A 26,242-nucleotide genomic window follows, 5' to 3' on the forward strand; every position below is an offset into this window, starting at 1 on the left:
GAAGTCGAAACTGTAACATCAATATCTGGCAATATGACAGATCCAAGTATCAAAACAGTACACATTAATTAGCGAGATAGAATCGATGGCTGAGCTGAATTTCAAGCAGGAATTGACGAGTGTTTTCGGGCAACCGGTGGCCGAGAATCCGACGCAGGCGATGATTGAAGCCGCTTATCGCCATCACAATCTCGACTGGCGATACCTGACGATAGAAGTCGCTCCCGAGGATTTGCCAGCTGCGGTTCAGGGGATGCGGGCGATGAATTTTCGGGGCGGCAATTTGACGATTCCGCATAAAGTCGCCGTCATTCCGCTGCTCGATGGACTTTCCGAAGCGGCCAGCCTGATGGGAGCCGTTAATTGTATCGTGCGGGACGGCGACAAACTGATCGGCGAAAACACCGACGGCAAAGGCTTCGTTGAATCCCTCCGCGGGGTGACTGATCCGTCCGGAAAACGAGTTGTCATATTGGGAGCCGGCGGGGCCGCTCGCGCAATTGCTGTTGAACTTGCCCTGGCAGGGGCCTCAAACTTCACCATCGTGAATCGCTCTGCCAGTCGAGGAGAATCGCTCGTTGAACTGCTCAACACCAAGGTTCGTGAACTTGCAGATGTGCATGCAGAATTCGTCAACTGGGAGGGCGACTACGATATTCCTGAGGGAACCGATATCGTCATCAATGCAACGTCCATCGGCCTGTTTCCCGATGTCGATGCCCGCATCGCTCTCAACACAACGACACTCAGCCCGAACATGGTCGTAGCCGATGTCATCCCCAATCCCCCTGAAACCCGCCTCGTACGAGACGCACGTAAAGCCGGCTGCCACGTCCTCGACGGTCTTGGCATGCTCGTCAACCAAGGCGTCATCGGCTTCAAACTCTGGACGGGAGTTGATCCTGATGCGGGTGTGATGCGAAAGGCGTTAGAGGATGTTTTTGGAGCATGATTCACTTACATGTTCGGATAGCATAGTGAAACACCGTAAAGACAGAATAAAACTCTTACTAACCACAATTACAAGCAAATTGAGTTACGCTTGACGCAAACTCAATATACGAAAAAGACTTCCATTGCCGATGCAAGAATAAGTCAATTCAAAACTGAATATCATGAAAAGTACGTCCAGACGAACCCTACTCGACTACATTACTTAAAAAACTCAGACTATTGACATTTGTTGCAGAGGTGATTTTATGGTAGCTGACAATGTGCTTAAACGTATTGTCTTCAAAAAGTACAAAGCACTTAGGAATTTCCGCTTAGACATACGTTCAATGAATGTATTAGTTGGGCCAAATAACTGTGGTAAATCCACTGTATTATCTGCATTACGAGTTCTGGCCGCTGGACTCTCAAAAGCACGAAGTAGAAATCCAGAAGTTTTAGATAGTTCAAAGGGGCCTTCTCGAGGGTATCAGTTGGCGAATGCCGATCTTCCAATTATTACAGGCAATATTCACACAGATTTACAAGACACAGACACTTCAATTGAATTTGAATTTCAGAACTCAACATCAATTGAAATTGAGTTCCCAGAGAGTGGCGGTTGTATGATGTTTGCAAGAAATTGTGACAAAATCCCTACATCCGTATCAGCATTCAAGAAAGCTTTCCCCTTTGTAGTTGATCATATCCCAACTCTTGGACCACTAGATCCAGAAGAACGCCCATTGGAGAAAGTTACAGTACGTCGCAATTTAAATTCTCACCGAGCTTCTGCTAATTTCCGTAACTATTGGTATCACCATGGAAAAGACTTCGCACTGTTTGCAAATAAATTGCATGAGACATGGCCATCGATGGAAATTGAATTTCCATATCTAGATTTTGGCAGTCACGCTTCTGCAATATTCATGACCTGTAAAGAGAATCGAATGTCAAGAGAAGTTTTCTGGGCAGGATTTGGATTTCAAGTATGGTGTCAGCTATTAACTCATCTCATTAGAACTAGAAATTCTGATTTAGTGGTAGTTGATGAGCCAGAAATTTATCTGCATGCAGATCTCCAACGACAATTAATTCATATTTTAAGAGAAATGGGGCCTAACTTTGTCATTGCTACTCATTCAAGCGAAATTCTATCTGAAACTGAACCAAATGAAGTAGTAATCATAGATAAAGAATCGAGTTCCGGTAGGAGAATAAGAAAGGCAGCTCAAGTTCAGGATGCATTGGATGTTTTGGGTTCTGGACATAATTTAATACTAGCAAGAATCGCTCGAAGTAAAAGAGTCTGCTTTGTAGAGGGTACCGATAGCAGAATGCTGAGAATGTTTGCCCGAACATTGTCAAAAAATGAACTGGCCAGTAGCGATCAAATTATTTTCATCCCAATAGGTGGATTTAGTGGATGGCCTCGTATAGATGCTTATAAATGGGCGTTTGAGCAATCTGTGGGAGAGAAGATGATATTTGGTGTTGTATTAGATCGTGATTTTAGAAGTAATGAAGAAATTCAAGAAATCGAAAATCAGCTAAGCGACAAGCTCAATTTCGTGCATATACATAAAAGGAAGGAAATAGAAAATTATTTTCTTGTGCCATCTGTATTAAAGAGATTCGTAGATAAAATCTCTGGAAATGAAGATGATTTTCTCAAAATAATTGACAGTTTGTCAAATGAAGTTCGTTCTGACTTAATGGCTAAATATTCTGCATGTCATAGTACATATTTTCAGAAATCTGGTATTGATCCGGTTACATCAATTACCGAATCGAACAAGAGATTTGAAAGCATGTGGAACACATTAGAAACACGAATGAATATAGTATCGGGGAAGAAGTTTTTATCTATTGTAAATCGTGAAATCCAGAATAAGCATAATAAAACAATTAGTCCATCAAAGATAATTAACTCTATGAAACTTCACGAAATCCCGGAAGATATGGTTTTGTTGATTAACAAACTTGAAGAATTCCGAACTTCTGCACACTTAAAAAAGAGAATGAAATAGAAATTCAACCGAGCACATAAACCGCTCGAAACTTCGTCGTTAAATGATCCACCAGCGGTTGAGCGTCGAATTCGTTTTCGGTGACGACTTTGACGAGTTCGGCGGCCGGGTATTGCTGGCCTCGTTCGTGGATGTTTTTGTTGAGCCAGGTTTTCAGTGTGTCGAACTTACCCTGTTTGAACTGGAGGGAGAGGTCTCCGAGTTGGTCTCCGGCTGCGGCGTAGAATTGGGAGGCGTAGACGTTGCCCAGGGCGTAGGTTGGGAAGTAGCCAATCAGACCGGCTGACCAGTGCACATCTTGCAGGCAGCCGTGAGTGTCATCGGGAGGGGTGATGCCGAGGTAGGTTTCGAACTTCTCGTTCCAGACGTCCGGCACCTCAGCGGCGTTCAATTCCCCGCTGATCAGCATCTGCTCCAATTCAAATCGCAGCATGATATGCAGGTTGTAAGTGACCTCATCGGCTTCAACACGAATGAAAGAGGGCTCGACGACATTGATCGACCGATAGAAGTCATCGAGCGACACATCCTTCAAGGCGGTCGGGAAGTGAGCCTGAGCCTGGGGGTAGAAATGTTTCCAGAAGGCGTGCGAGCGTCCGACCAGATTTTCCCACATACGGGACTGCGACTCGTGGATTCCGAGCGAGACAGATGAACCCATTCCCAAGCCGAAGGCTTCTGGATTCAAGCCTTGTTCATACAGACCATGACCAGCTTCATGCAAGGTGCCGAAGAAGGCCATGTTGAAGAAGTTTTCATCGTAACGGGTCGTTAAACGACAATCGCCAGGGCCAAAACCGCTGCAGAAAGGATGAGCAGATTCATCGATGCGGCCACGTTCGAAATCAAAGCCAATTGCCTTAGCAGCCTCGGCTGCAAACTTCTTCTGCTCTTCAGCGGGGAAGTTGCGAGAGACTATGGAGGCATCGGGACGATTGGAAGCCTCAGCAATTTCAGCAACCAGTGGAACAAGCTTTTCCCGCAACGGCTGGAACGTTTCCTGCACCTGAGCGGTCGTCATTTCCGGTTCGTAGCGATCGAGCAAGGCATCGTAGAGTGGACCATCGCCATTTCGCAGGCACTGGGCTTCTTCCCGTTTTAGATCGATGACCTGCTGCAGCCAAGGCTCGAAGGATTTGAAATCGTTGGCTTTCTTAGCACGACTCCACTTTTGTTGAGACAAGGCAGTTACACGGGTCATCTCTTCGACGAGTCGTTGTGGGAGTTTGGTGGCTTGTTCAAATTCCCGTTTGGCCTGCCGAATGTTGACTGCTTCTGGGCAGTGCGGATCGTCAAACTTTTCCGTGGAGAGTTCGTCGAGAATCTCGCCCAGTTGCGAAGAGGTCGCCGCCTGATGAGCCATGCCGGCAAGCAGACTGAGCTGTTGCGACCGCAGTTCCGCCCCGCCTTCAGGCATATAAGTTTCCTGCTCCCAACCTAGGACGCTGCCTGTGGAGCCGAGGAGTGCGAGTTTGTGCAATTGACTGACAAGTTGTTCGTAACGTTCGTTCATTTTTCAAATAGATTTCGTATCGGAGTATTTTATTAATCACAGAGTTTTAAATAAGGGATGGCCAAGGCGCACAAATCCAGGCCATCCCATCCCATTTCATAGGTGCTATATCAAACCAAACCAAAAGCTTTGTCCATATTCGCAGAGACTTCTTTGAGGCGTTCCAAATCCCCTCCGCCGACTTCGGCGGCACACCAGCCCTGGAAATTGATTTTCAGCAGAGCTTTTTGAATCGCAGGCCAGTCGATATCGCCTTCACCGATTTTTGTGAACTTATCGTCTTTGCGGGAGAAGCCTTTCACATCAAGTTTAATGATGCGATGGTCGAGTTGCTCGATCCACTCGGCTGCATTTCCGTATTTCCAGTGGTTGCCAATATCGAACTGCATGCCAACCCATGGGGAATGGAATTCATCGACATATTTGATGAACAAATCGGCGGATTGTTTTTCGTTGCCGTCGTGATCGTACAAGAATTGATTCCAGACATTTTCAATGGCAATGTGAACACCGAGTTCTGCAGCCAGCGGAACCGCCTGAGCAATGTTCTCGACGGAACGATCCCAGCATTCCTCGGGGGTTCCATCTTTTCCATGTCCAACAACCAATAGAACCGTATGCCCTCCGATGGCGTGTGTATCCCGTAAGGCCTGCTTGAGAGTTTTCAGGGCTTCAGCTCGGACGGCAGGGTCTGGGTCTGTATGTCGCACTCCCCAATGCCCCGCACAAACGTTTCCATCGACAGGAAAATCAACTTCCTGAATGGCGTGATTAACTTCATCGATATTGAAGCCGGGAGCGCTGAGTTCAATGCCATCAAATCCAGCATCTTTAGCGGCTCGAAACTTATCGACCAGCGAGCCCTTCACGCCAACCATGCCGATTTTGAGGGTCTTGTAGAATCTCCCCTGAAGAGAGTCGTATTGAACAGGCATGGCGTAGCCGAGCATAGGAAGGGACGCGGCCAGGGCAGCAGAACCTTGCAGAAAACCTCGACGGCTGAGTGATTGATGATACGTCATAGGAGTAACCTTCACTGAGGGGCAATAAGGACGGTCTGGTCGTCTTCGAGCGAGTCTTCTCATCAGTTGAATGATAAATCAAGACAATTGATGAGTAATTGCATTGTGGCTTGAAACTCAAGAAATGTCAAAACGATTGAAGGGTCAATCACGTTTCCAAATTTCGCATGGAGCCCCACATGTGTACAAGCACGAAGCGCAAGCGAGTGTGTAGATTAGCGTGATGACACACTCGCTTGCGCTTCGTGCTTGTAAAAAGGATTACGTTTCTTCAATCACCAGGATCACCGGGCGATGCAATCCGCACAGTGGATGCCCCGAAGGATCGCAAACCATCTCCACAACAATTTTGTTATTCAACACAAGTTGACTGGTAACATCAATCTGCAATCGTTGATCATCCATACCAAATTCGATGAGCTGCTCACCGTTGAAACTTACCGTTCCATAGCCGTGGAGTTCTTCCAGGGATATTATGAGAGTTTGCTTGTCGATGCCTGTGGGGGAGTTGAAAGTCCGCGTGAATGTTGCCTTACCGGATGTTGTCCCAAAGAGTTCTGTCCACGAGGCAGGCATCTTGATGCGTCGACTCGCTGTCGAATCCCCCTTCTGGTCGACAAACCGTAAACCGTTTTGCGGTTGCACGATCCAAGGGCCAATCAGTCGAATGGAATGGGACATGAATTCTCTCGTGAACTACATAATTTCCTGCAGGGCGTTGACGAGTGTGGCGATCTGCTCGTCAGTACCTATCGTAATTCTCAGACCATCGACGAGTTGATCGAGTTCTGGCCCGGCATTCGGGAACTTCATGAAGCGGACGAGGATTTTTCGTTTCTTGAGTGCTTCAAAGATCTCGGCATGGGAGCGTTCGGGGTGCGTCGTCCAGACAAAGTTGGCTTGGCTGGGTTGGACATGGAAGCCAAGTTTTGCCAGGCTGGCCGTTAAAGATTGGCGAGTTTTACGGATGGTCTCGACATGCTCCCGCATGCCCTGCTGATCTTTAATGGCAGCGGTCGCGGCTGCAATTGAAATCGCGTCACAGTTATAACTGTCTTTGACTTTTCGCATCCCGGCAATCACTTCCGGGTGAGCAACAGCGAAACCAAAGCGAATGCCAGCTAATGAATAAGACTTACTCAGCGTACGAGTCACAATAATCTGCTTGCCGACATCACTATCGAGTAAGTTTCGAGAAATTGATTCCGTTCTGAAGTCGCCGTACGCTTCATCGTGAACCAGGACCCCTTGTTCAGGGACGAGTTCCAGAATTTCCTCAGTTGTCCAGACAGTTCCCGACGGCGAATTCGGATTGGGAATCAGTACCATCTTCTGCTGCTTCGCGGTTGCGATCGCCTCTCTTGTGAGTGACCAGTCGGCATTGAGAGCCAGATGTTTATACTTCGAACCCTGAATTTCGGCCAGCGTGCCATATAACACGTAACTGGGATAGGGAAATGCGATGGTCTCATGAGGATCGACAAAAGTGCGGAAGAGAATTGTTAAAATCTCGTCGCTGCCGTTGCCGGGGATGATCCATTCGGGATCGACATCAAACAATTCCGCAGCCGCTTTGCGGAACGAGGTGACGAGGGGATCGGGATATTTATTCAACGACGATTCAGCCGCTTCCCGCATTGCGGCCACGACTGCAGGTGTCGGCGGAAACGGGTTCTCGTTTGTATTCAGTTTCGTCCAGCCCGCATCCTGAGGCTGCTCGCCGGGGATGTATCCCTCAAGTGCTTGAACAGCGGGACGGAATAATTTTTCGATCGATTTCATAGTCATCTCAAAAAGTGAATTACAGAGTCGATTGGAAAGCAATCATTCCCCAAACAGATTTCGACCGGCGGCTTCGTCTTCTTTTGTGGAAGCCGATTTGTTCTGTTTGCGTCGACCGGCTGATTGTTCCCGTTGATCAAGAGTCGCGGACGCGTCGAAAGGTTCGGTTTCCAGATTCCCCTCAGCATCTTCTCCGGTTAACAGTTCGATTCGCTGTTCAGCATTCTTCAATACCGAGAAGCATTGACGCAGAAGTCCGGTCCCCTTTTCATATTGTTCGAGGGATTCTTCCAGGCCGAGTTCTCCCTCTTCAAGTTGCCCGACGATCGTCTGCAGGTCAGAGAGTGCCTCTTCAAAAGTGGGCATTTCCTGTTTAGGTGTAGTTTTCTTTTTTGCCATGATCAATTTCGTTTACTTGAACCCTGATGAGTAATATTTATACAAGCAAGAAGCGCAAGCGAGTGTGTTGACTTGTAATGATGATAAACACACTCGCTTGCGCTTCGTGCTTGTAAAGTGTTCCCTGTACTTGTTATTTACTCGCAAGTTCCCGCTGCTTGACTTCGCAGGTGATTTCTCCGGTTGCGAGTTTGGTTTTAACGGTCTGGCCAATTTCAACTTGATCCGCCGAGCGGAGAGTTGCTCCAGTTTCGGCATCGCGTGTCAAACTGTAACCTCGTGCCAGTACACGAAGTGGGCTTAAGGCCTCAAGTTGAGACGCGATCAGTTGCAGACGGGACTGGCTCTGCTCACATCGATCTCTCATCCGCCGATTCAATTGTTCATCGAGTTCATCGAGCTTGCGGCGGACATCGCTGAACAACTCGCCTGGCTTGGTAAACAACCGACGGTTGGCCAGTGATTCAATCGCGAAACGAGCCTGCCGGGCTTGATTGATCAGAAGTTGCCGCAAACGTCCCCGGGTTTCGCTCAGAAAGCTGAGGAGATCGGCCTGATCGGGAACCGACATCTCAGCTGCTTCGGTCGGCGTCAATGCGCGACGGTCGGCGACCAGATCGGCGATGCTGACATCAATTTCGTGACCAACCGCACTGATAATCGGAATCTCCGAAGCGGCAATCGCTCGGGCGACTACTTCTTCATTGAAAGGCCACAAGTCTTCGAGGCTTCCCCCGCCGCGGCCCGTGATGATTAAATCGAGATCGGGGATTCTGCCCGCCAATTCAATTCCTTGGGCAATCTTGGGAGCAGCGGTTGCTCCCTGTACGGGAACAGGTACGACAATAATTTCCGCGAGTGACCAGCGTTTCGTCAGTACTTGCAGCATGTCGCGAACAGCCGCCCCTGTTGGGCTTGTGACCAGTGCGATCTTGCGTGGAAAGCGAGGAAGTGTTTTTTTTCGATCGGGATCGAACAGCCCCTCGGCGGCCAGTTTTTCCTGCAGTTGTCGAAACGCGAGTTCGAGTGGGCCAATCCCCTGAGGAAAGGCTTGCTCGACAATCAGCTGATAACTTCCGCGGGGTGGATAAACTTCGATCGGCCCCATGACTACGATTTCGAGACCATCCTGCAAATCAAACTTGAGCCGTTCCGCCCTGCTCTTCCACATGACTGCTGAAATCTGAGCTTTGTCATCTTTGAGCGTAAAATAGAGATGCCCGGAACGAGCCAGAATCAAATTCGAGACCTCGCCCACGCAAGCGACACTGTCAAAATTCGCCTGCAACAAATCGCGGATTTCCCGCGTCAATTCCGAAACGGTCACTGGTGATGTCGATGTCATGCTCATGTGGTTAATAGTATCGCACTAGCGAAAAAATCAAACCGTAGCACTTCTCCTTATCTGGTGGACATACGATGCGAATCGGAACAAAATCCAATAAGACCGGTTTATTAAAGTATCGATGGCCCAATAACTACAAATTCATAGACATTGATTAGACATTAGGCTATGTTTGGAAAGACTGCCACGCCTCGTATCCACCCTGCCTGACGACTTGTGACTATCATGCCCCGATACTTCCTGCTTATTGCGCTGATGCTGATTGGCTGTTCCGAATCAGAAGCTCCGAAAAGTTCTGCTAAATCGACTGAATTACCTGTAATTGAAGCAGAAACGATTACCGTATCAGAAATGGACTGGCCGCGAATCGTGCGGAGTCAGGGGAGTCTGTTTCCGGATGAAGTCGCCACGCTGGGAATAAAAGTTGAAGGTCGTGTGGTCGATGTGCATGTCGACCTGGGAGATGTTGTTTCCGCTGGCGAACCGCTGGTCACTGTATATCAGGACGATTTCAAACTGATGGTTGATCAGGCCGAGGCTCAACTGCGGCAAGCACGCTCGGCTGTCGGACTCAAGCCGGATGATCCCATCGAAAAACTTCAGCCAGTTAATGCTCCACCCGTCAAAGAACAACGGGCGTTATGGGATGAAGCCACTGCCAACTTAAGACGAGCCGATGAACTGCTTGCTCAAAATGCAATAGTCAGAGCCGAATACGATCAGATCGCCTCCGCCGAGCGAGTTGCTGCCGCTCGATATGATTCTTCGTTAAACAGTGTGCAGGAGAAGATTGCCAATATCAGTGTCCAGCAGGCGATGTACGAACTGGCCAAAGAAGATCTGGCGAATACCGTCCTTAAATCTCCGTTCAATGCGGTAGTACAGCGTCGGATAGTTGCACCCGGAACCTATGTCAAAGTGGGAGACCCGCTGGTTGTCCTCGTTCGCGTCGACAAACTTCGTTATCGCGGCACAGTCCCGGAACGATTGTCTCAAATGATTAATATCGGCCAGCCGGTCGAACTTGAAATTGAATCGATTTCTGATCCTCAAAAAACAAATGTTACCCGTATCAGCCCTTTGCTCGATCAAATGAGCCGAGCACTAATGTTTGAAGCGGTTGTGGAAAATTCCGAGGGGATATTGCGAGCCGGTCTGTTTGCTGAGGCTAGCGTGATTGTCGATCCAGATGCTCAGGCCGTCGTCATTCCCGTTGATGCGGTCGTTCAGTTTGCGGGCTCGGAAAAAGTCTGGAAAGTGGTCGAGGGTAAAGTCAGTGAACAAATAGTTCTGCTGGGAGATCGTCGGGAAGGCCTGGTGCGGATCCTGAAAGGCTTGGAACCGGGGGATGTCATCCTCGGCAATGCCAAGGGGGGACAAGCGGGCGTGATGGCCGATGCCAAACCAGAGGAGAAAGTAGAAGAAGACAAATCATCGTAAAGTTCCCTCTCCCTGTTGGAAAGCAGCGGGTGGCGGGGCGCTCTCGAAATGTATGAAATGACCAGACTGTTTCGACAATAAAAGTCAGAGGAATCCAATTTGTACTGGTTAGCAGAAGTTTGTGTGAAGCGACCTGTGTTCGCTCTGATGCTGATTCTGGCATTGGTTGTGGCTGGCGTCGTCGCGTTTCCTCAGTTGGGTGTCGATCGCTTTCCCAACATGGACATGCCTTCGATTTATGTCAGAACAAACTACCCTGGAGCCGCTGCTCAGGAAGTCGAATCGGAAGTCAGTTCAGTTATTGAAGATGCCGTTGCAACGGTGGCGGGGATCGATGAACTGCGATCCATCTCCCGCGACGGCCGTTCGTTCGTCATCATTACTTTCAATCTCGAACGCGAAATCGACCCGGCTACGCAGGATGTTCGCGATGCCGTCGCCAGTGTGATTAATCAGCTGCCTCCTAATATCGATCCACCCGTCGTCCAGAAGCGGGATCTGGAATCGTCTCCAATTATGACGCTGACCGTTTCCGGCCCACGAACTGCACGCGAGCTGTATCTGTTTGCCGATCGTTATGTCAAAAACGTGATTGAATCCTCCCCCGGTGTCGGTGAAGTTTCCATCGCCGGAGCTGCGGATCGTGCGGTGCAAGTCGATGTCGAAGCCGATCGATTGGCCGCCTATAACCTTTCGATCCTGCAAGTTCGCGATGCCCTCCAGAGACAGAACACCGAAGTTCCCGGCGGGCGATTTGATCAGGGATTACGAGAGCGAGCCATGCGCACGATGGGTCGTGTCGATGAGTCGGAAAAGTTTGACGACCTCGTTGTCGAATCCGTCAACGGCACCCCAATTCGCCTAAGCGATCTCGGCACAGTGACCGACGGAACCAAAGAAGTCCGCACCGTCGCCCGTCTCAATCAGGCCCCAGCTGTCGTGCTACTGGTGCAACGACAATCGGGCGAAAACACGGTCGCTGTGATTGAAGGCCTGAAAAAGTTGTTGCCCCGCAGTCAGGAATTGCTGCCTCCGGATGTGAAAGTTTCCATCATTCAGGATCAATCCCGCTACATCGTGGCGGCTCTGGAAGAAATCGAACATCACCTCATATCCGGCAGTATCCTCGCCTGCATTACCGTGCTCATATTCATGCGATCCTGGCGTTCGACCATCATCGCCTCAGTCGCAATTCCCGCATCGATTATCGCCTCGTTCGCATTTATGAAATGGTTTGGCTTCACACTCAACAATGTGACGATGCTCGCACTCGTCTTGATGGTCGGCGTTGTAATTGACGATGCGATTGTTGTACTGGAGAACGTCTTTCGCTGCATTGAAGAAAAGGGGATGAATCCGACACAGGCTGCGATTGTCGGCACGAAAGAAATTGGCCTGGCGGTGCTCGCGACCACGATTTCATTGGTGATTGTCTTCCTGCCCGTCTCATTCCTTTCCAGCGTGACAGGACGACTGCTTTATCAATTTGGCCTGACAGCCACTGTAGCGATTCTGGTTTCGATGCTCGTCAGCTTTTCACTCACTCCCATGATGTGCAGCAAACTGCTCAAGCCCGGTATGCCTAATCCTGATGGCCCTTCTTCCCGAACCGGTTTTTATCACTGGATGGAGACAGCATATTTATGGATGCTGCGAGTCTCTCTCAAATGCCGTTGGTTGGTTTTGCTGGTTTCGGTCGCCGTTATTTACAGCAATGTGCCGCTCTATCATCTCGTGAAGCAGGATTATATTCCGCTCAATGTGGATGAATCTGAGTTTGAAGTGCGCATGGAAGCCAAGCAGGGATCGACACTTAAATCGACGAAGGAAGTCGTCCTGCAGGCCGAAGACGAATTGATGCAGATCGACGGCATCGAAACGATTCTCGTCAGTGCCGGCTCACGTGGCTTCGGTGAGGTCAATCGAGCCGGGATTTTCGTCCGGCTTACCGATAGTGAAGAACGAACATTTTCATTAGGGCGTTTTTTCGCAGGCGCACTCCGTGGCGACTTTCAGGCCGCATTTCGAGGCAACTTCACCCAGCGCGAGAAAATGGCCGAGGTTCGTAAACGACTCAACACGATTCCTGATGTCCGAGTTTCCGTTCGCAATTTAACATCCCTCCGGCAAGGAGCTCCGGTCGATATCGACTTTTCGATAACCGGTCCCGATATGGACAGCTTGCTCGCTTTCAGTACTGAAATGCGGAATCGAGCCAAAGAGATCCCCGGCATCGTCGATGTCTATTCCACTCTGCAGATTGATAACCCCGAACTGCTCGTGCAGATCGATCGTGAACGGGCGGCTGCATTAGGAATCGATGTGATGGAAATCGCCGATACACTTCGCGTTGCAGTCGGTGGGGATGATCGCGTTTCCCGCTACCGCGACCGGACTGTCGATGATGCTTACGATGTTGAACTCCGTCTCGTCGGCATCGACCGGGACGATGTGCAGTCGATTTCTCAGCTGTACGTGCGGGCCAATCCCACCGCATCTCAGGAAGCGATCAATGAGACGATTGACAGGTCGAGCACGCCGTTAACGCGCATCGATAATGTCGTCAATTTTGAATTCAGCGAGGCCGCTTCTCGTATCGACCGTTTGAATCGTCAACGTATGGTCGCCGTGCGTGCGAATATTGCCAGTGGGTATGCTCTGGGAGATCGCATCGATGCCATGAACGCTCTGGCTGAAGAAATTGGCATTCCGGAGGGATTCAACACACTCGTCCTTGGTGGCGGACGGGAACTGGAACGAACACTCGAAGATTTCGCCTGGACGATGGTGCTCTCGTTTATCTTCATGTATATCGTTCTCGCGGCTCAGTTCGAAAACATGATCTATCCGCTCGTCATTCTGCTCTCACTCCCCCTCGCAGTACCGTTCGGATTACTGAGCCTGCATCTCGGCGGCGAAACGCTCAACCTCTATTCCGCGCTCGGAATTCTGGTGTTGTTCGGCGTGGTGAAGAAAGCCGCCATTCTGCAGATCGATCACACCAACGCCCTGCGACGCGAAGGCCTGGAACGACACCCCGCCATCATGCAGGCCAACCGCGACCGCTTGCGCCCTATTCTGATGACCACCCTCTCCTTCGTCGCCGGCCTGATCCCCCTCTTAATCGCCACCGGCCCCGGAGCCGAAGAACGCCGCTCCATCGCCGTCCTCGCCGTCGGCGGACAAACCCTGTCACTCCTGTTGACCCTGCTGGCGATACCTGTACTCTACACATTCTTTGATGACATCTCGCAGTGGTTTGTGAGACAGCCGGTGCCGGTTGAAAAGCCGGTTAGCAAGCCTGTTGAGACACCGGAGTTGGTATCGTAGTTGAGTATATTATTCAGTAGAATTGGACCTCATTCCTTGAATCTGCATAAATCTTATAAAGTTGTGTTTGCAGGGACATCAGGTTGATACAAAGCGGCTACGTGTGTGGCGAAGCCACATGAGGTTTGCTGTTGGTGATTGATTTTATTCTCGCGTTCCTTGAAAAAACATTCTCTTTGTATAGCCATTTGAAATAATCCAACTCGCCCTGTGTGGCTACACCAGCCAGACAACTTTTCGAGATTCTCTGGATACACGCTTAACTCCTGGCGACCGCTGGTGTTTATGTGCCGTCCGCTGGAAAGAAGCCTGGGAAGCCGGCAATGCTCCCAAAGTCGTCCCCGAAGCGACGCACACGGCGAAATTGGAATTCGTCTCGCTCGAAGAACTTCAGGAATACGCGACATCGGGTAATTGAAAAGTATATTAATTTTAGTTAGTGGCATTACTTTTCATATTTCTGAAAATTAACTGACTTCTGGAACATTTTCCCAAACTCTTCTTCCAGATGAGAAATCATGATTCTTTTTAATAAGCTCCCGTACATTTGCCTCAGGAATACCATACTTACACAACATAAGAATACTGATCATTGTCTTAAGTTTGAAGGTTGCCCAGTGTAGTTGATTACCTTCTAAAACTCCTTTACTTGAATCAGAATAGTGAACTAACTGATTGCGAGTTTTCACTATCCCTTTTGCAAATTCTTCAGGATTTACACAAAAGAGTTTTACCGTTTCTGGATCCAAGCCTTTAATTAAATAATGAAAGCGATCACGAAGCGTAGGTTCATTAGCAAACTGGAAACTTCTTTTTAGTGATTCAACAAATTTCATTGGAGTTCTTTTTGGTAGTGCATCTATTGCTAAATCACGTATTTTACGAAATTCACTTTTCTCAAGAATTGTTTTAGTGTCAGTAGAACGAGAAAATACTTCTACCGCTTGAACAAGAGGTAAGAATCGCGACTCCATGAAAGGCGCGGGACTTTCAAGTGTTGTAAACACTAAGCGATGTGCGTGCTGAACCTCTGAAGGTAATGTGAGCCAAGTCCTCATAAAAACGGGAAACCAATCTTGAACATCTGGATACCTGCATGTAAATTCAAACGGATTTAGTGGTGATTGTTCAATACTTTTTCTTCTAAAGTAGGCAGTTGCCTCATCGTGATTATCTGCCAATGATAATTCATAATTCGAAAACTGAACCACACTGCCCACAAATAATGTAAACATTCTTTCAATTTGACAACAGACTTCGATAAACCAATCAAAGCTTCGCGGTTTAATGGGTTTTATTGTAATGAATGTCTTATTAGTTATAGTGAATTCATCCCACTCTATCGGTGGGTAACTGACTATTGATTTAAATTCTATGTCCCCAATATTCTCATCAATTTTAAATATTCTAGGTTCAGGGTGTGTGTATTTCAAATCAATAAATTCAGGTAAATCAGCTTCAACCGAAAATGGTAAATCATTTAACCATCGGTCAAAATTTGGAAATGATACTCTACAACTAGAAAAGCACTCTGAATCTACAGAATTTAAAAAAGCTCCATGGATAACAGCGTTGCAGCAGATATTTGAACTTGTTACTTTAATTGGTAAATTAAGAGACAAAGTGCTTTTTTGATTTGTATAGAATGAATTTAAAAGGGAAATCGGCGTTTGATCAACAGTCAAACCATGTATCACTGATAAATCAACGTCTGGAAAGTTGTGAATTAAAGGATGCTCCTCTAAATCATCAAATGCACCAATTAGATCGAGTTGTATTTTGTGATCACTTTTATGCAAATTCCCATGTTGACGATATTTACCGCCGGGGCGCCACCATGTCCCATGAATTGAGAAATCTTCACTAAAAGAATATTTTGGGACTGCCATATACAATTCGATCGTTCATCAAAATCTAACTGAAAGATATAATATTAAGCCTTAATTAGACGAACTGCATGTCAAATTGCATAGTATAAAATCACAGCAAATCGCTGGCAATCTCGGCCAACTGGCTTCGTTCGCCTTTTTCCAGGCCGATATGAGCATACAACGGCTGGCCGACCATGCGGTTAATCAGATAGCTGAAGCCGTTTGAGAGCGCATCCAGATACGGGTGATCGATCTGATGAATGTCACCCGTAAAGATGACTTTCGTTCCTTCGCCTGCCCGCGTGATAATCGTTTTGATTTCATGCGGCGTCAGATTCTGGGCTTCGTCGACAATGAAAAAGATACGCTGCAGACTTCTCCCGCGAATGTAAGCCAGCGGTGTGATTTCCAGCTTTTTCGTGTCGAGCAGTTCCTGAATTTTATCGCCGGCAGCCTGATGCTGATTTTCATGTCGGATAACGGTCAGATTATCAAATAATGGCTGCATATAAGGATCGAGCTTCGCTTGAACATCGCCCGGCAGGTAGCCGAGATCGCGATTGCTCAACGGCACAATCGGACGAGCTAGCAGAATCTGGCGATAGTTTTGTCGCTGCTCTAACGCAGCCGCCAGTGCGACCAGCGTTTTCCCCGAACCTGCCTTCCCGGCCAATGTGACCAGTTTGATTTTATCATCGAGCAGTGCACGAATCGCAAAGGCCTGCTCGGCATTTCGGGGAGTGATGCCGTAGGCGGATGTTTTTTCGACGCGATGAAACGAGTTGTCCTCGGCTGTATAAGAAGCCAGGACAGATTTTGATCCATTACGAATGATGAAGTTTTCGTTCGCGATCGGTGCCACAATTGGCGGGCCATTTTCATCGGCTGGAACAGTACCGTGTCCCGTATAAAAGCGGTCAACGAGCTCTGATTCCACGCCATCAATACGCCGTTTGCCGGAATAGAGTTTGTCGAAGCTTTCGACTTTATCGTTGCTGTAATCCTGAGCGACCAGTCCAACCGCTTTGGCCTTCATTCTCAGGTTCGTGTCTTTGCTGATTAGAATGACCGGTCGATCATTGATTTGATCAAGAACCAATAAAGCTGAGCTGAGAATCCGATGATCGGGGACTTCCGGAGAGAGAATATTTTTGATTCGCGAATGCAGTGGACCGCCGAGAATGACCCGAATGTGTCCCAATCCTTCCCCAAGCGAGGCTCCTTCGTCGGAGAGGACATCACCAGTAAGATTATCGAGCGTTCGCAGAAACTGTCGGGCCTGAAAGTGAATGTCGTCATTCCCTTTCTTGAAGCGATCGAGTTCTTCGAGAACCGTCATCGGGATGGCGATGTCGTTCTCTTCAAACTTGCGGATACAGTTAGCGTCGTGAAGTATGACGTTAGTATCGAGGACGAAAACCTTGGGAAACGTCACGCGGGAACGTGGCGGACAAACAGAGGCGGCGTGATCAATCATGCGCTTCCTTGCGTCTAATACCTGGGTGGTAATTTCGTTCGGTTTCAAAGGTATATCAGATCCCCAGAATTCCCGAAACGCCAAAAGCTGCGTTTAGAACATGTTCATTACATTTTAATATTCATGGATGGGTTCAAGAATCAAACCAGAGAACGCCAGCACGCAGCGTAAGCGATTGTGTCTCCATGATTTAGCACACTCGCTTATGCTGCGTGCTTGTGGATTTAATGGAAGGAAGCCTCCATTCCATTCCTGACAACTCTCTTCTCGGAATTCCAGAAAGGGCTTGGACTTCTGGGACTTTCGTGTCTATAATGCAGACTGAAACAAAAGACGCTCCCTGTCCGCGCTTAGCGAACACCTGCATTTGGGGTTTTCAGGCGAAGTTACAGGGTGAAGATAAGGTTCATTTCAACACAGGAGAGTGATGCCATGGCAGTTACAGTTACCGAAAAGGCCGCCAGCGAAATCAAACGAGTTCTTACAGAACAGACTACAGCCGAAACCACCGTACTTCGCATCGGCGTTCGCGCCGGCGGTTGCAGTGGATTCCAGTATAATCTGGCTCTGGATGACAAAATCGACAACGCTAACGACGACATCTCCGAACATCACGGCGTGACCGTCGCTGTCGACAAGAAAAGCATGCTTTATCTGGACGGCACAACCATCGACTACTACGACGGCTTGGAAAAACGAGGCTTCTCGTTCGACAATCCAAACGTCGTCAAAAGCTGCGGTTGCGGAAGCAGCTTCCAGGCATAATTAAGTAGACAGAGAAGTGAAGTCATAAAAAGCCAGCTCCAAAATGAGCTGGCTTTTTTACGTCTGGAGGTACTAATAATACAATTGATGAAGTGTCGATGCTTCCGCGCAAAGCAAGAAATTGTCCATGCGCACACTGTATTAGCAGTTACTAACTGCAAATCTCATGAAATTTCTTTGGATCTCAGTAAAACTACCTATAAGTATATGTACTTGGATGCATAGTTGACATATCATTGATTGGATCGAGTACTTTCAAATGAGATATTCAATTATCCCCACAATTTAAAGTCCTTCCATCATGGACAGATTTGCTCTCGCGTAGAGTGATTGCTTGTCTGCCCGCAGTAATCTTCCCGAACAAAAATGTCGTACTGATTACGGCTTTGTTACACAAATACCCCTGACGAATGATGAACGTCCGCATCCTTACAGGGGTTGAATTCTTACTACTATATGGAGCTGTCAAAATGAAACATGCCTTTTCGGCCAGACGTGGATTTACCTTAATCGAATTGCTAGTAGTTATCGCTATCATCGCTATTCTGGTGGCATTGTTGTTGCCTGCCGTTCAGCAGGCACGCGAAGCAGCTCGAAGAAGTTCTTGCAAGAACAATCTGAAGCAATTGGCTCTGGCAATGCACAACTATCACGATGTCCATAGTGTCTTCCCACGGGCTAACTTCGAAAAAGTGGGTGGCAATGCTTACCGCGGATTTTCGGCTCAGGCAATGCTCCTCCCCTTCTTAGAGCAAAGTGCACTGTACGATCAGTTCAACTTTTCCTTGATGGCTGATGAAGGTGTCAACAACACTGCAAAACAGAATACGATTGCTGCATTCCTCTGCCCATCAGATCCAAATGCCATCCCGAATGGGGGTGGATATAACAATGGTCCCGGAAACAACTATGTCGTCTCAGCTGGTCCCTCGGTCTTTTATAATATTGGAACAGCCGACCAAGTGGGGATGTTCAATTACCGAAAACGGATTTCATTCCGAGATATCACTGATGGAACTTCAAATGTCATCGCTGCTTCGGAACTGATTAAAGGGGACGGAAACAATTCTGCGACTGCAATTTCTGATGCCGACGCGATTAAAGACATTGCGAAACCTGGTGGAACACCCAGTTCTTTCCTGACACCTGCTCAGATCAATGCCTGGGGGCAACTGGGACTCACCGCCAAGAACGGAGGCAGCGCCCTAACTAACGGCTATGTCGGCGGAAACTGGGCCATCGGTAATCATGGATTGACAGCCTTCAATACTCTGTTGACGCCGAACTCGACTTACCCGAATGTGATTCAATGTTCTGGATGCCAGACTTTCGATAACCAAGGCATGTTTGCAGCACGAAGTCAACACAAAGGTGGTGTTCAGGTTGCCATGGGGGACGGCGGCGTCCGCTTCATCAGCGAGAATATCGACCATCAGACCTGGATTTATCTCGGTGGAATTCAGGATGGTAATGTGATTGGTGAATTCTAATCTCAATAAGACTCAGGCAAGTCCAAATGTCTGAATGGAATAAAAAAGCCAGTTCGAATATGAGCTGGCTTTTTCAATAAAATCAGACATCAACTTACTTCCCTTTTTGAGTCACCCGGAAGTTGTCGAAACGAACCCAATGTTCGGCGCCTTCCGGAGCTCCTGTTGCGCAAAGACAGAAGCCCCTCTCTTTTGAATTTTTGCGGATCGCAGAAGAGAAAAAGTTCTGGTATTTGCCGTTGTCATTTGGACCTACCTGAAAATAGGCATAATGACTGCGAACGATAATCCTTAGGGTCTCTGATTTCTCTGAGGCAGGATGATAGGTATATGCATAATTGCTCAAGTCATCTTCATGACCTGTTTCGCCAATGAAATTCACGGCTGGAGGTGCAAAGAGGAGCTTACGATCGATTCTTGCTTTGGTTGCTCTAAATTCCCGTCCACTTTCATCGATGAGAAACATCCCCACCATTTCGTCGGAGGCGGTGAATTTGTCGAGAATTTCGACATCCACCGATGCGATCACGGAACTAGAGGATGTGAACGGGAGTATGACTTTGATCATTGGTGATTCGCGAGTATAGGTGTGACTCTGCACTCGAAATTCAAGCCCTCCATCTTTTATCCGGTAATCGTCAGATGAGAGCCCCACAATTTGCCATTGTTCAGACATTCCACTATTAAAATTATCCTCAAAGAGAACGGGCTCATCTGCGTGAGTAACTGCTAAAGACAGCAGCGAGATTGTTAGAAGCGAAATCAATTTTGCCAACATGATTATACCCTGACTGAAAGGAATCGTGTTTATAGTTCGCATCTTTTAAGCTATCGAGTTGAACGCATCACCACAACTTAGGCAAACAAATTCGCTTTTGATCATAAGCCTATGCAAAGATAAGCTCTCAATAAAAAAAGCCCACGACATGCGTGGGCAGGGAATACGATTTTCCAGCTCGATTAGAATTCGCCGAGGACATTGCCGTCCTGCTCATCAGCTAAGTTGTTATAAGTTCCCAGGTCGATGTTCTCGGAGAGGAAGTGCACACTTCCATCGGCAAAGACAAACTGAGCTCCCCCCTTATGCTGGCTGGAGTACGTGTTTTTCTGATGATTGGATGGGTTTGAAGTTCCGGTGCCATCAAAGTTGATACGATAATCTTCGCCTGTTCCTGTATTTCCCTTGGCCTTACCGAGGATGCTTTCTGAAGTCACGTTGGTATCCGCAGATCCCCATTTGTGAGCTCCCATCCAGATTCCGGCATAAAAGGAATTCAGAGAGGTCTTTTCACCAACAAACAAGGTATTACTGGTCCCATCAGTGATGTCACGCATCGCAATTTTTGAATTGGTGCCGAATGCCTGATCATTAGCCATATAATTCGACTTGGCGGCTCGGTTTCCAGTGAGCGTTGTGTTAATTCCCCAGTCTGTATTGATTGCTCCCCCTGGATCTGAAGGGCAGAGATTTGCATCGATAATCGAGTTGGACAGATCAAAAAGAGTCTGATTATCCGTATTCCAGTCAACAGCAAAATTGCTGGAAGCGGCTCCGATGGCATCGTAAAGAGCAGATTGTTCCATTTGAGGCAAAATCATAACTGCCCAGCCAAAATTCGGGAACCGAGGTACAGTCGTATTTGAATTGCGAATAAACCCAGGAGGAAATACCGAATGAGTATCATGATAATTCTGAAGAGCCAGCCCGATCTGTTTCAGGTTGTTTTTACAGGAACTCCGACGAGCAGCTTCGCGGGCCTGTTGAACCGCAGGCAGCAGTAAAGCGACCAGAATAGCGATGATCGCGATGACAACGAGGAGTTCGATAAGAGTAAAGGCGCGTCTTAAGTTCATTTATCAGCTTTCAAAACAAGAAAAAGTGGAGGGAATTTGCTGGAATTCTAGAACAAAGCAATGAGCAATCAAGTGAACAATAATGCAAATGTTGAATTGTAATGCAATGACCTTAGGGTCATAAGGAATAACAGCCAGACGAAGTGCTCACACGCGCATTTATTTGCAATGCAAGCGAGTCTGATTCATCAAGCTTGATGGTTTATCCCACTACACCTCCGTATACATAATTGTTTTTATAAACTCACATCTCTTTTGACTCACCCCAAAAATTCTTTATCGATTTATGAAGTCTCGATATAAGAAACGAACAGACAACATAGGTAGAGCATCCTCCGACAACCCAGATGTATGTGATGAAAAACTCGGGAATGAAGGCAGGTCTCAGGAAATAGATTTTGATGGGAATCAATGAGAAAAATGCTGCGTGTGTTATGATCAACGAGACAGTCAACCAAATAGGCTGTTTGCTGAAGCTACATATTGCGAGGCCGACCACAAACATGCTGATTGCGAAGATGACATGAATGAGTCCGCGATTAACATTTTGAATCAGATTAACTTCAGGAGAAATCAGAGCATAATATTCGACGCAGAAAATGAGTACCCCCAGCACGATTCCTGAGACTATGCTAATGGGCTTTTGCAATGTGTTTCGATTCTGGAATATTTAAATTCACTCAGTTTCTGAGCAGGAATTCTGTCTTATTTACTGTGCCATATTCTATGTCTTGTCGCAAGAGTCAATATCATCACCCCTGTCAATAAAAAGACACCGCAAGCATTACACTTACGGTGTCTTCATCAATTCATCGCCAAGATCAACTGAAGCTGAACAGGCAATTCTGTCTAATCGAAATTAGACAGGTCGTACATTTTCAGCGCGTGGGCCTTTGGGGCCCTGGCCGACGTTGTAAGAAACCTGTTGACCTTCTCGCAGGTCGTCAAAGCTCATGCCTTCGACGGCTGAGCTGTGGAAGAACATGTCTTTGCCAGTTCCGTCTTCGATAAATCCAAATCCCTTGGTTGTGATCCGCTTGATTGTGCCTTCGGCCATCTCTGTCTCCAAAAATCCTGTAAAATAGTCGCTTGTGTGTGAGAAACTCACAGCACATTGATCGCCAGTTGGAATGAAGTATTCCTGAATTGTGATCCTCTTAGATCACAATTCGTAAAGAGCTGTCTGCTCGATCAATTCTTGTATCAACACTTCAATAATGATGCGTTGTGTTGGTTATAGCTGCTGAGGATTCAACAGCTCAGCTGAGTTATTCAGGAACACATTCAACAATGTTGGATCTGCCAAGTGTCGCAAATCACTATTAAAAATGCTTAGATCGCATCATCCGGTAAATCCGGCTCGTCGATCACTCCCGGGTTTGTCACGAGATCGTCATCGGAAGTTTTACGCTCCTCACGACGTTTTCGTTTTTCCTGGGCTTTGTATTTTTTTTCCATTTCGCGTTGCCGCTTAGCGAATGTGTTTTGTTTCTTAGCGATAAAGTTTCTCCTGATAAAGATCAGTAATTCGCAGAGGGTCACTACAACTAATATAACAAGATGTGATGAATCCAGACATCATCACACCAGTGGATTAAGTCGACTGCTTCACTTTAGGACTTCGCTTTGTATCCTTGCGAGCCGGTTTGCGTCGTTTTGAAGGACGTCCCCCTTCGCTGGAATTATCCCCCGATTTGCGGAATGGCTTCCGAGGATTGAATTTTCCGCCGGAAGGCTTACCTCTGAATCCGCCGCCACCACGACGTCGGCCTTGTGAAGCCGGTGGATTTCGTTCGGTCGAATTCGGGTCTGAAAGATCCTGATCGATATCAAGTTTCTGACCAATCAAGCGTTCAATCGCACGCAGTTCGCGACGTTCATCGCCTGCACAGAACGAGAGAGCAGTTCCTTCGGCATTCGCACGGCCTGTTCGGCCAATACGATGCACATAGTTTTCCGGCTCAATCGGCAAGTCGAAGTTGACAACATGGGTAATATCATCGATATCAATTCCGCGAGCCGCAACATCGGTCGCAACCAGAACTTTGACCTTATTGCGACGGAACGCATCGAGGGCACGCTGACGAGCGGCCTGAGATTTGTTGCCGTGAATCGCAGTCGAGGCAATGCCACCGCGTTGCAGTTTTTCAGCAACCTGATTGGCTCCTCGTTTGGTTTTGGTGAAGACGATCACACGATCGACACCATCAGTTCCGAGAATCTGTTCGAGCATCGGTTGTTTATTACCCCGCTCGACATACACGACTCGCTGTTCAATTTTCTCGACGCTTGTTTTTTCCGGTGTCACATTCACACTGACTGGATTTCGCAGCAGGCTTTGTGTCAGTTCAACGATTTTCGGTGAAATGGTCGCCGAGAAGAACAACGACTGTCGTTTTTCAGGCAACTTACTGATGATCCGTTTCAGGTCCGGCAGGAAGCCCATGTCGAGCATCCGGTCGGCTTCGTCGAGGACGAACATTTCCAGTTGATCGAGTTCGATATGACCCTGATTCATCAGGTCGAGCAAACGGCCCGGTGTTGCGACCAGAATGTGTGCTCCCCGATTGAGGGATCTCACCTGATTATACTGGCTGACACCGCCATAAACGAGAGCTTGTTTCAAGGTCAGGTGCTTGCCGTAGACTGTGAAACTGTCGCCAATTTGAATGGCCAGTTCGCGTGTCGGTGCAAGAACCAGGACCTGAGGTCGGTTTCGCAGAGCTTTTTTGTTCTGTTTTCCGAGTTGATTCAGAATCGGCAGGGCAAACGCAGCCGTTTTGCCAGTTCCCGTCTGGGCACATCCCAGAACGTCTTTTCCGTCCAGTGCAGCAGGAATTGTCTGAGCCTGAATTGGGGTTGGTGTTTCGTATTTTTCGTCAGCAAGTGCACGCTGCACGGGCTTAATTAAGTCAATTTCAGCAAATGTCTTCAAGATTGTTCCTTACGCAGTATTATGGATTCAGTACGAGTTCTCGATTTCCGTGATCACTCGGCTGGATTTTTTTTCAGCTCAAAAGTGTTTAGACAGGAACAGAACGTAGACTCTCTACGACAGTTCATGCTCGGATAACCGATGAAAAAGGGGTCGATTTGAAGAATACGGACACACAACAGGAGTGTTGGAAACCCTCTTTAAAATCAGCTCTGAATACATCAGTGCAGAACATAAGGGTAACAGGTCGCGGATTCCTCAGGAGTTCGCAACTCAGGTCGAGCCTGAGAGAAGAAGGTCGTGGGACTCAACTCATAGCAAACGCCGCTTTGGGGTGAATACTGGCCAAACAAGACAATTCCAGTATTCGGTGCGTTCTTTCGAACGCGAGCGGCTTTCCAGAGCGGTCAACTCAACCGGTGGTTGGCAGCAGAATGCATCGCTGTTCAGCGATACATCAGTAGTGGAGTTGCAAGAGGACCTAGCTCTGCCCGAAAACCCCACCCAGCCGGAAAACGCACTCCAATTTCCTGAATCGCGTTACTCGCTTGATTCCGACTGCATCGACACAATTTCAAATCAGAAATTGGTATCTGCATCGAACTATACCCCTGACATATCAAATCTGCAACCCACAAATTTTCAACACCGATAGATTTTACAGAATCGTTTGTGTAATGAGAGTTTTACTCAAACCCGAACATAAAACCGACGTCGATTCAGAAACCAGCCCAACAATACCGCTGCCAGACATGCCAGCAGCATCTGTATCAATATAGTCAATTCAGCTGACATTTCTCCTCCAGCCAAAGTACTCATAAATGGCTGAGCATGTTTGAAAAGTTGATTTCCCAACCACGTTGTAAATCCCAGGCTGGCCAGATAAATCAGCAGAGAGTTTCTTCCGAGGATTCGCAGTGGTGCAAACAGAAAACTGGCATGAATGACTTCACAGAAGAATGCACACCCGGAGAACAAGAGCAGACTGTACCCACCAGCCAACAGCACCCACGACGTGGAAAGTATCCGTTCGATGGCCGGGCAAAGCCATTGATCAACTCCAATTCCGGCCAGCACCAAGATAATGCCCATCACTCCGCAGAGCAGCACTTTGAAAAACCGTGATTTCTTTCTGCTCAGAAACCATTGCCCCGTCAGCATGCCCAGCATCATCAGCACAGTCGCCGGGAGGACATTGAATGTTGTTCGTCCAGATTCCCGATATGCCGCATCAGGTTGCCCCGGAAAATTACTCAAAAACTGACGATCATACAGTTCAACCACATTCTTATGCTTTGCCCAGGCAGGTTTTCGATCAGGAGTCTGCTCAGATTCCGAGATCATAATCCCTTGCACTTCTGCGGGGTATGTGATGGGACCAGAAAGCTCGATCCAGGCAAATTGACCAATCAGGATCGCTATGATGAGCACACCCTGCCACCAGACAGGCCCACGTGCAATCAGAAAAGTGAGGAAAGTCGCCATTCCAATCAAAGTCAATGGATCGATAAAAACCCAGCGAGTCATTTCAGAATTCAACGACTGCAGAAATATTCCCAGCAGCATCAGAAGCACAACACGGAAAAGGATCCGACCAACTATTTCCCGCTTCCGCCACTGCAATCTTACCCGCCTACGTTTCCAGAAGAACAACGATATGCCAGCCGCGAAGAGAAATCCGCTCAGCAGATAATCGCGAACCGTAATCACATGCAAGCCGTACAGGCTTTCCCAATCGGAAGGCTGGGCGTTGAATAAGAATCGGGAAAACCAGTCTCCCGTGGAGTAAATCGGAGGATTGCCGGGAGCGGTCAACAATTGAAAATTGAAGAGAAACGAGGCTCCCGCCACAATGGTCAGCAACAGCAACCCTCGATACAGATCCAGAGCGTCGAAGCGGCGGAGATCTTCATAGGTGGTAGTCGGATTTGTCGACTCTCTTTCTGTCTTACGAGAAGCTGGATCGTAACTGACACGACGTAATGCCGGAGCATCTTCGTCAAAATCTCCCATTGGATTTTCTTCAGACAGACGGTAGGTCTCAGTCATCTTCCTTAAA

General features: G+C 47.8%; 20 protein-coding genes and 1 pseudogene. 7 read left to right on the forward strand and 14 right to left on the reverse strand.

The genetic code is table 11. The features are described 5' to 3' along the window. The first annotated feature begins 85 nt into the window (after window positions 1-85). Window positions 86-952: a shikimate dehydrogenase gene (aroE, locus tag Pan54_RS14675; protein ID WP_146504196.1), complete on the forward strand. Its 867-nt coding sequence runs from the start codon at window positions 86-88 to the stop codon at window positions 950-952. A gap of 247 nt (window positions 953-1,199) precedes the next feature. After that, window positions 1,200-2,960 (forward strand): ATP-dependent nuclease, encoded by a 1,761-nt coding sequence (locus tag Pan54_RS14680; protein WP_146504197.1) that lies wholly within the window; start codon window positions 1,200-1,202, stop codon window positions 2,958-2,960. Between the two features lie 4 nt (window positions 2,961-2,964). On the opposite strand, the gene Pan54_RS14685 is transcribed toward Pan54_RS14680, so the two are convergent. From Pan54_RS14685 to xseA, 6 genes are all read right to left on the reverse strand, one after another. Further along, a complete protein-coding gene (locus Pan54_RS14685) occupies window positions 2,965-4,473 on the reverse strand; it encodes a carboxypeptidase M32 (protein ID WP_146504198.1) in 1,509 nt (502 codons plus the stop codon). Between the two features lie 110 nt (window positions 4,474-4,583). Next, window positions 4,584-5,495, reverse strand: coding sequence for a sugar phosphate isomerase/epimerase family protein (locus Pan54_RS14690; protein WP_146504199.1), 912 nt, complete (start codon window positions 5,493-5,495; stop codon window positions 4,584-4,586). Between the two features lie 261 nt (window positions 5,496-5,756). Next, a complete protein-coding gene (locus Pan54_RS14695) occupies window positions 5,757-6,176 on the reverse strand; it encodes a hypothetical protein (protein ID WP_146504200.1) in 420 nt (139 codons plus the stop codon). A 15-nt stretch (window positions 6,177-6,191) separates the two neighbouring features. After that, window positions 6,192-7,277 (reverse strand): histidinol-phosphate transaminase, encoded by a 1,086-nt coding sequence (gene hisC, locus Pan54_RS14700; protein WP_146504201.1) that lies wholly within the window; start codon window positions 7,275-7,277, stop codon window positions 6,192-6,194. A gap of 42 nt (window positions 7,278-7,319) precedes the next feature. Further along, on the reverse strand, window positions 7,320-7,676 hold the full coding sequence (locus Pan54_RS26580; RefSeq protein ID WP_146504202.1) for an exodeoxyribonuclease VII small subunit: 357 nt from the start codon (window positions 7,674-7,676) through the stop codon (window positions 7,320-7,322). Between the two features lie 133 nt (window positions 7,677-7,809). Then, window positions 7,810-9,021: an exodeoxyribonuclease VII large subunit gene (gene xseA, locus Pan54_RS14710; protein WP_242631333.1), complete on the reverse strand. Its 1,212-nt coding sequence runs from the start codon at window positions 9,019-9,021 to the stop codon at window positions 7,810-7,812. 225 nt (window positions 9,022-9,246) lie between these two features. Here xseA and Pan54_RS14715 point away from each other — a divergent pair, with 225 nt between their 5' ends. The 3 genes and pseudogenes from Pan54_RS14715 to Pan54_RS14725 all read left to right on the forward strand — a co-directional run. Continuing rightward, on the forward strand, window positions 9,247-10,461 hold the full coding sequence (locus tag Pan54_RS14715) for an efflux RND transporter periplasmic adaptor subunit (protein ID WP_146504204.1): 1,215 nt from the start codon (window positions 9,247-9,249) through the stop codon (window positions 10,459-10,461). A 99-nt stretch (window positions 10,462-10,560) separates the two neighbouring features. After that, window positions 10,561-13,791, forward strand: a complete 3,231-nt coding sequence (locus Pan54_RS14720) for an efflux RND transporter permease subunit (RefSeq protein ID WP_165441785.1) — start codon at window positions 10,561-10,563, stop codon at window positions 13,789-13,791. A 259-nt stretch (window positions 13,792-14,050) separates the two neighbouring features. Beyond that, window positions 14,051-14,209: pseudogene (locus Pan54_RS14725) on the forward strand (DUF2237 family protein); the annotation flags it as partial. 49 nt (window positions 14,210-14,258) lie between these two features. Here Pan54_RS14725 and Pan54_RS14730 read toward each other — a convergent pair. Then, on the reverse strand, window positions 14,259-15,680 hold the full coding sequence (locus Pan54_RS14730) for an ApeA N-terminal domain 1-containing protein (RefSeq protein WP_146504205.1): 1,422 nt from the start codon (window positions 15,678-15,680) through the stop codon (window positions 14,259-14,261). 91 nt (window positions 15,681-15,771) lie between these two features. After that, window positions 15,772-17,139 (reverse strand): PhoH family protein, encoded by a 1,368-nt coding sequence (locus Pan54_RS14735; RefSeq protein ID WP_146504206.1) that lies wholly within the window; start codon window positions 17,137-17,139, stop codon window positions 15,772-15,774. A 432-nt stretch (window positions 17,140-17,571) separates the two neighbouring features. On the opposite strand from Pan54_RS14735, the gene Pan54_RS14740 reads away from it, so the two are divergent. Further along, complete coding sequence (locus Pan54_RS14740; RefSeq protein ID WP_146504207.1) at window positions 17,572-17,904, forward strand: HesB/IscA family protein; 333 nt, start codon at window positions 17,572-17,574, stop codon at window positions 17,902-17,904. Between the two features lie 470 nt (window positions 17,905-18,374). Next, window positions 18,375-19,394, forward strand: a complete 1,020-nt coding sequence (locus tag Pan54_RS14745) for a DUF1559 domain-containing protein (RefSeq protein ID WP_146504208.1) — start codon at window positions 18,375-18,377, stop codon at window positions 19,392-19,394. 94 nt (window positions 19,395-19,488) lie between these two features. Here the strand turns inward: Pan54_RS14745 and Pan54_RS14750 are convergent, their stop codons facing one another. The 6 genes from Pan54_RS14750 to Pan54_RS14770 all read right to left on the reverse strand — a co-directional run bounded on the left by Pan54_RS14750 (window position 19,489) and on the right by Pan54_RS14770 (window position 26,232). Further along, a complete protein-coding gene (locus tag Pan54_RS14750; protein ID WP_146504209.1) occupies window positions 19,489-20,172 on the reverse strand; it encodes a hypothetical protein in 684 nt (227 codons plus the stop codon). 182 nt (window positions 20,173-20,354) lie between these two features. After that, window positions 20,355-21,248: a DUF1559 domain-containing protein gene (locus Pan54_RS14755; RefSeq protein WP_146504210.1), complete on the reverse strand. Its 894-nt coding sequence runs from the start codon at window positions 21,246-21,248 to the stop codon at window positions 20,355-20,357. 859 nt (window positions 21,249-22,107) lie between these two features. Further along, window positions 22,108-22,305 carry a cold-shock protein gene (locus tag Pan54_RS14760; RefSeq protein ID WP_146504211.1) on the reverse strand — a complete coding sequence of 66 codons (198 nt, stop codon included), beginning with the start codon at window positions 22,303-22,305 and terminating at the stop codon, window positions 22,108-22,110. 275 nt (window positions 22,306-22,580) lie between these two features. Further along, window positions 22,581-22,706, reverse strand: coding sequence for a hypothetical protein (locus Pan54_RS26585; RefSeq protein WP_261343181.1), 126 nt, complete (start codon window positions 22,704-22,706; stop codon window positions 22,581-22,583). A 136-nt stretch (window positions 22,707-22,842) separates the two neighbouring features. Next, window positions 22,843-24,183, reverse strand: a complete 1,341-nt coding sequence (locus tag Pan54_RS14765) for a DEAD/DEAH box helicase (protein WP_146504212.1) — start codon at window positions 24,181-24,183, stop codon at window positions 22,843-22,845. Between the two features lie 690 nt (window positions 24,184-24,873). Next, window positions 24,874-26,232, reverse strand: a complete 1,359-nt coding sequence (locus tag Pan54_RS14770) for a hypothetical protein (RefSeq protein WP_146504213.1) — start codon at window positions 26,230-26,232, stop codon at window positions 24,874-24,876. Window positions 26,233-26,242 lie beyond the last annotated feature (10 nt).

The organism is Rubinisphaera italica (genome assembly GCF_007859715.1).
In the GTDB taxonomy this organism is placed as follows: domain Bacteria; phylum Planctomycetota; class Planctomycetia; order Planctomycetales; family Planctomycetaceae; genus Rubinisphaera; species Rubinisphaera italica.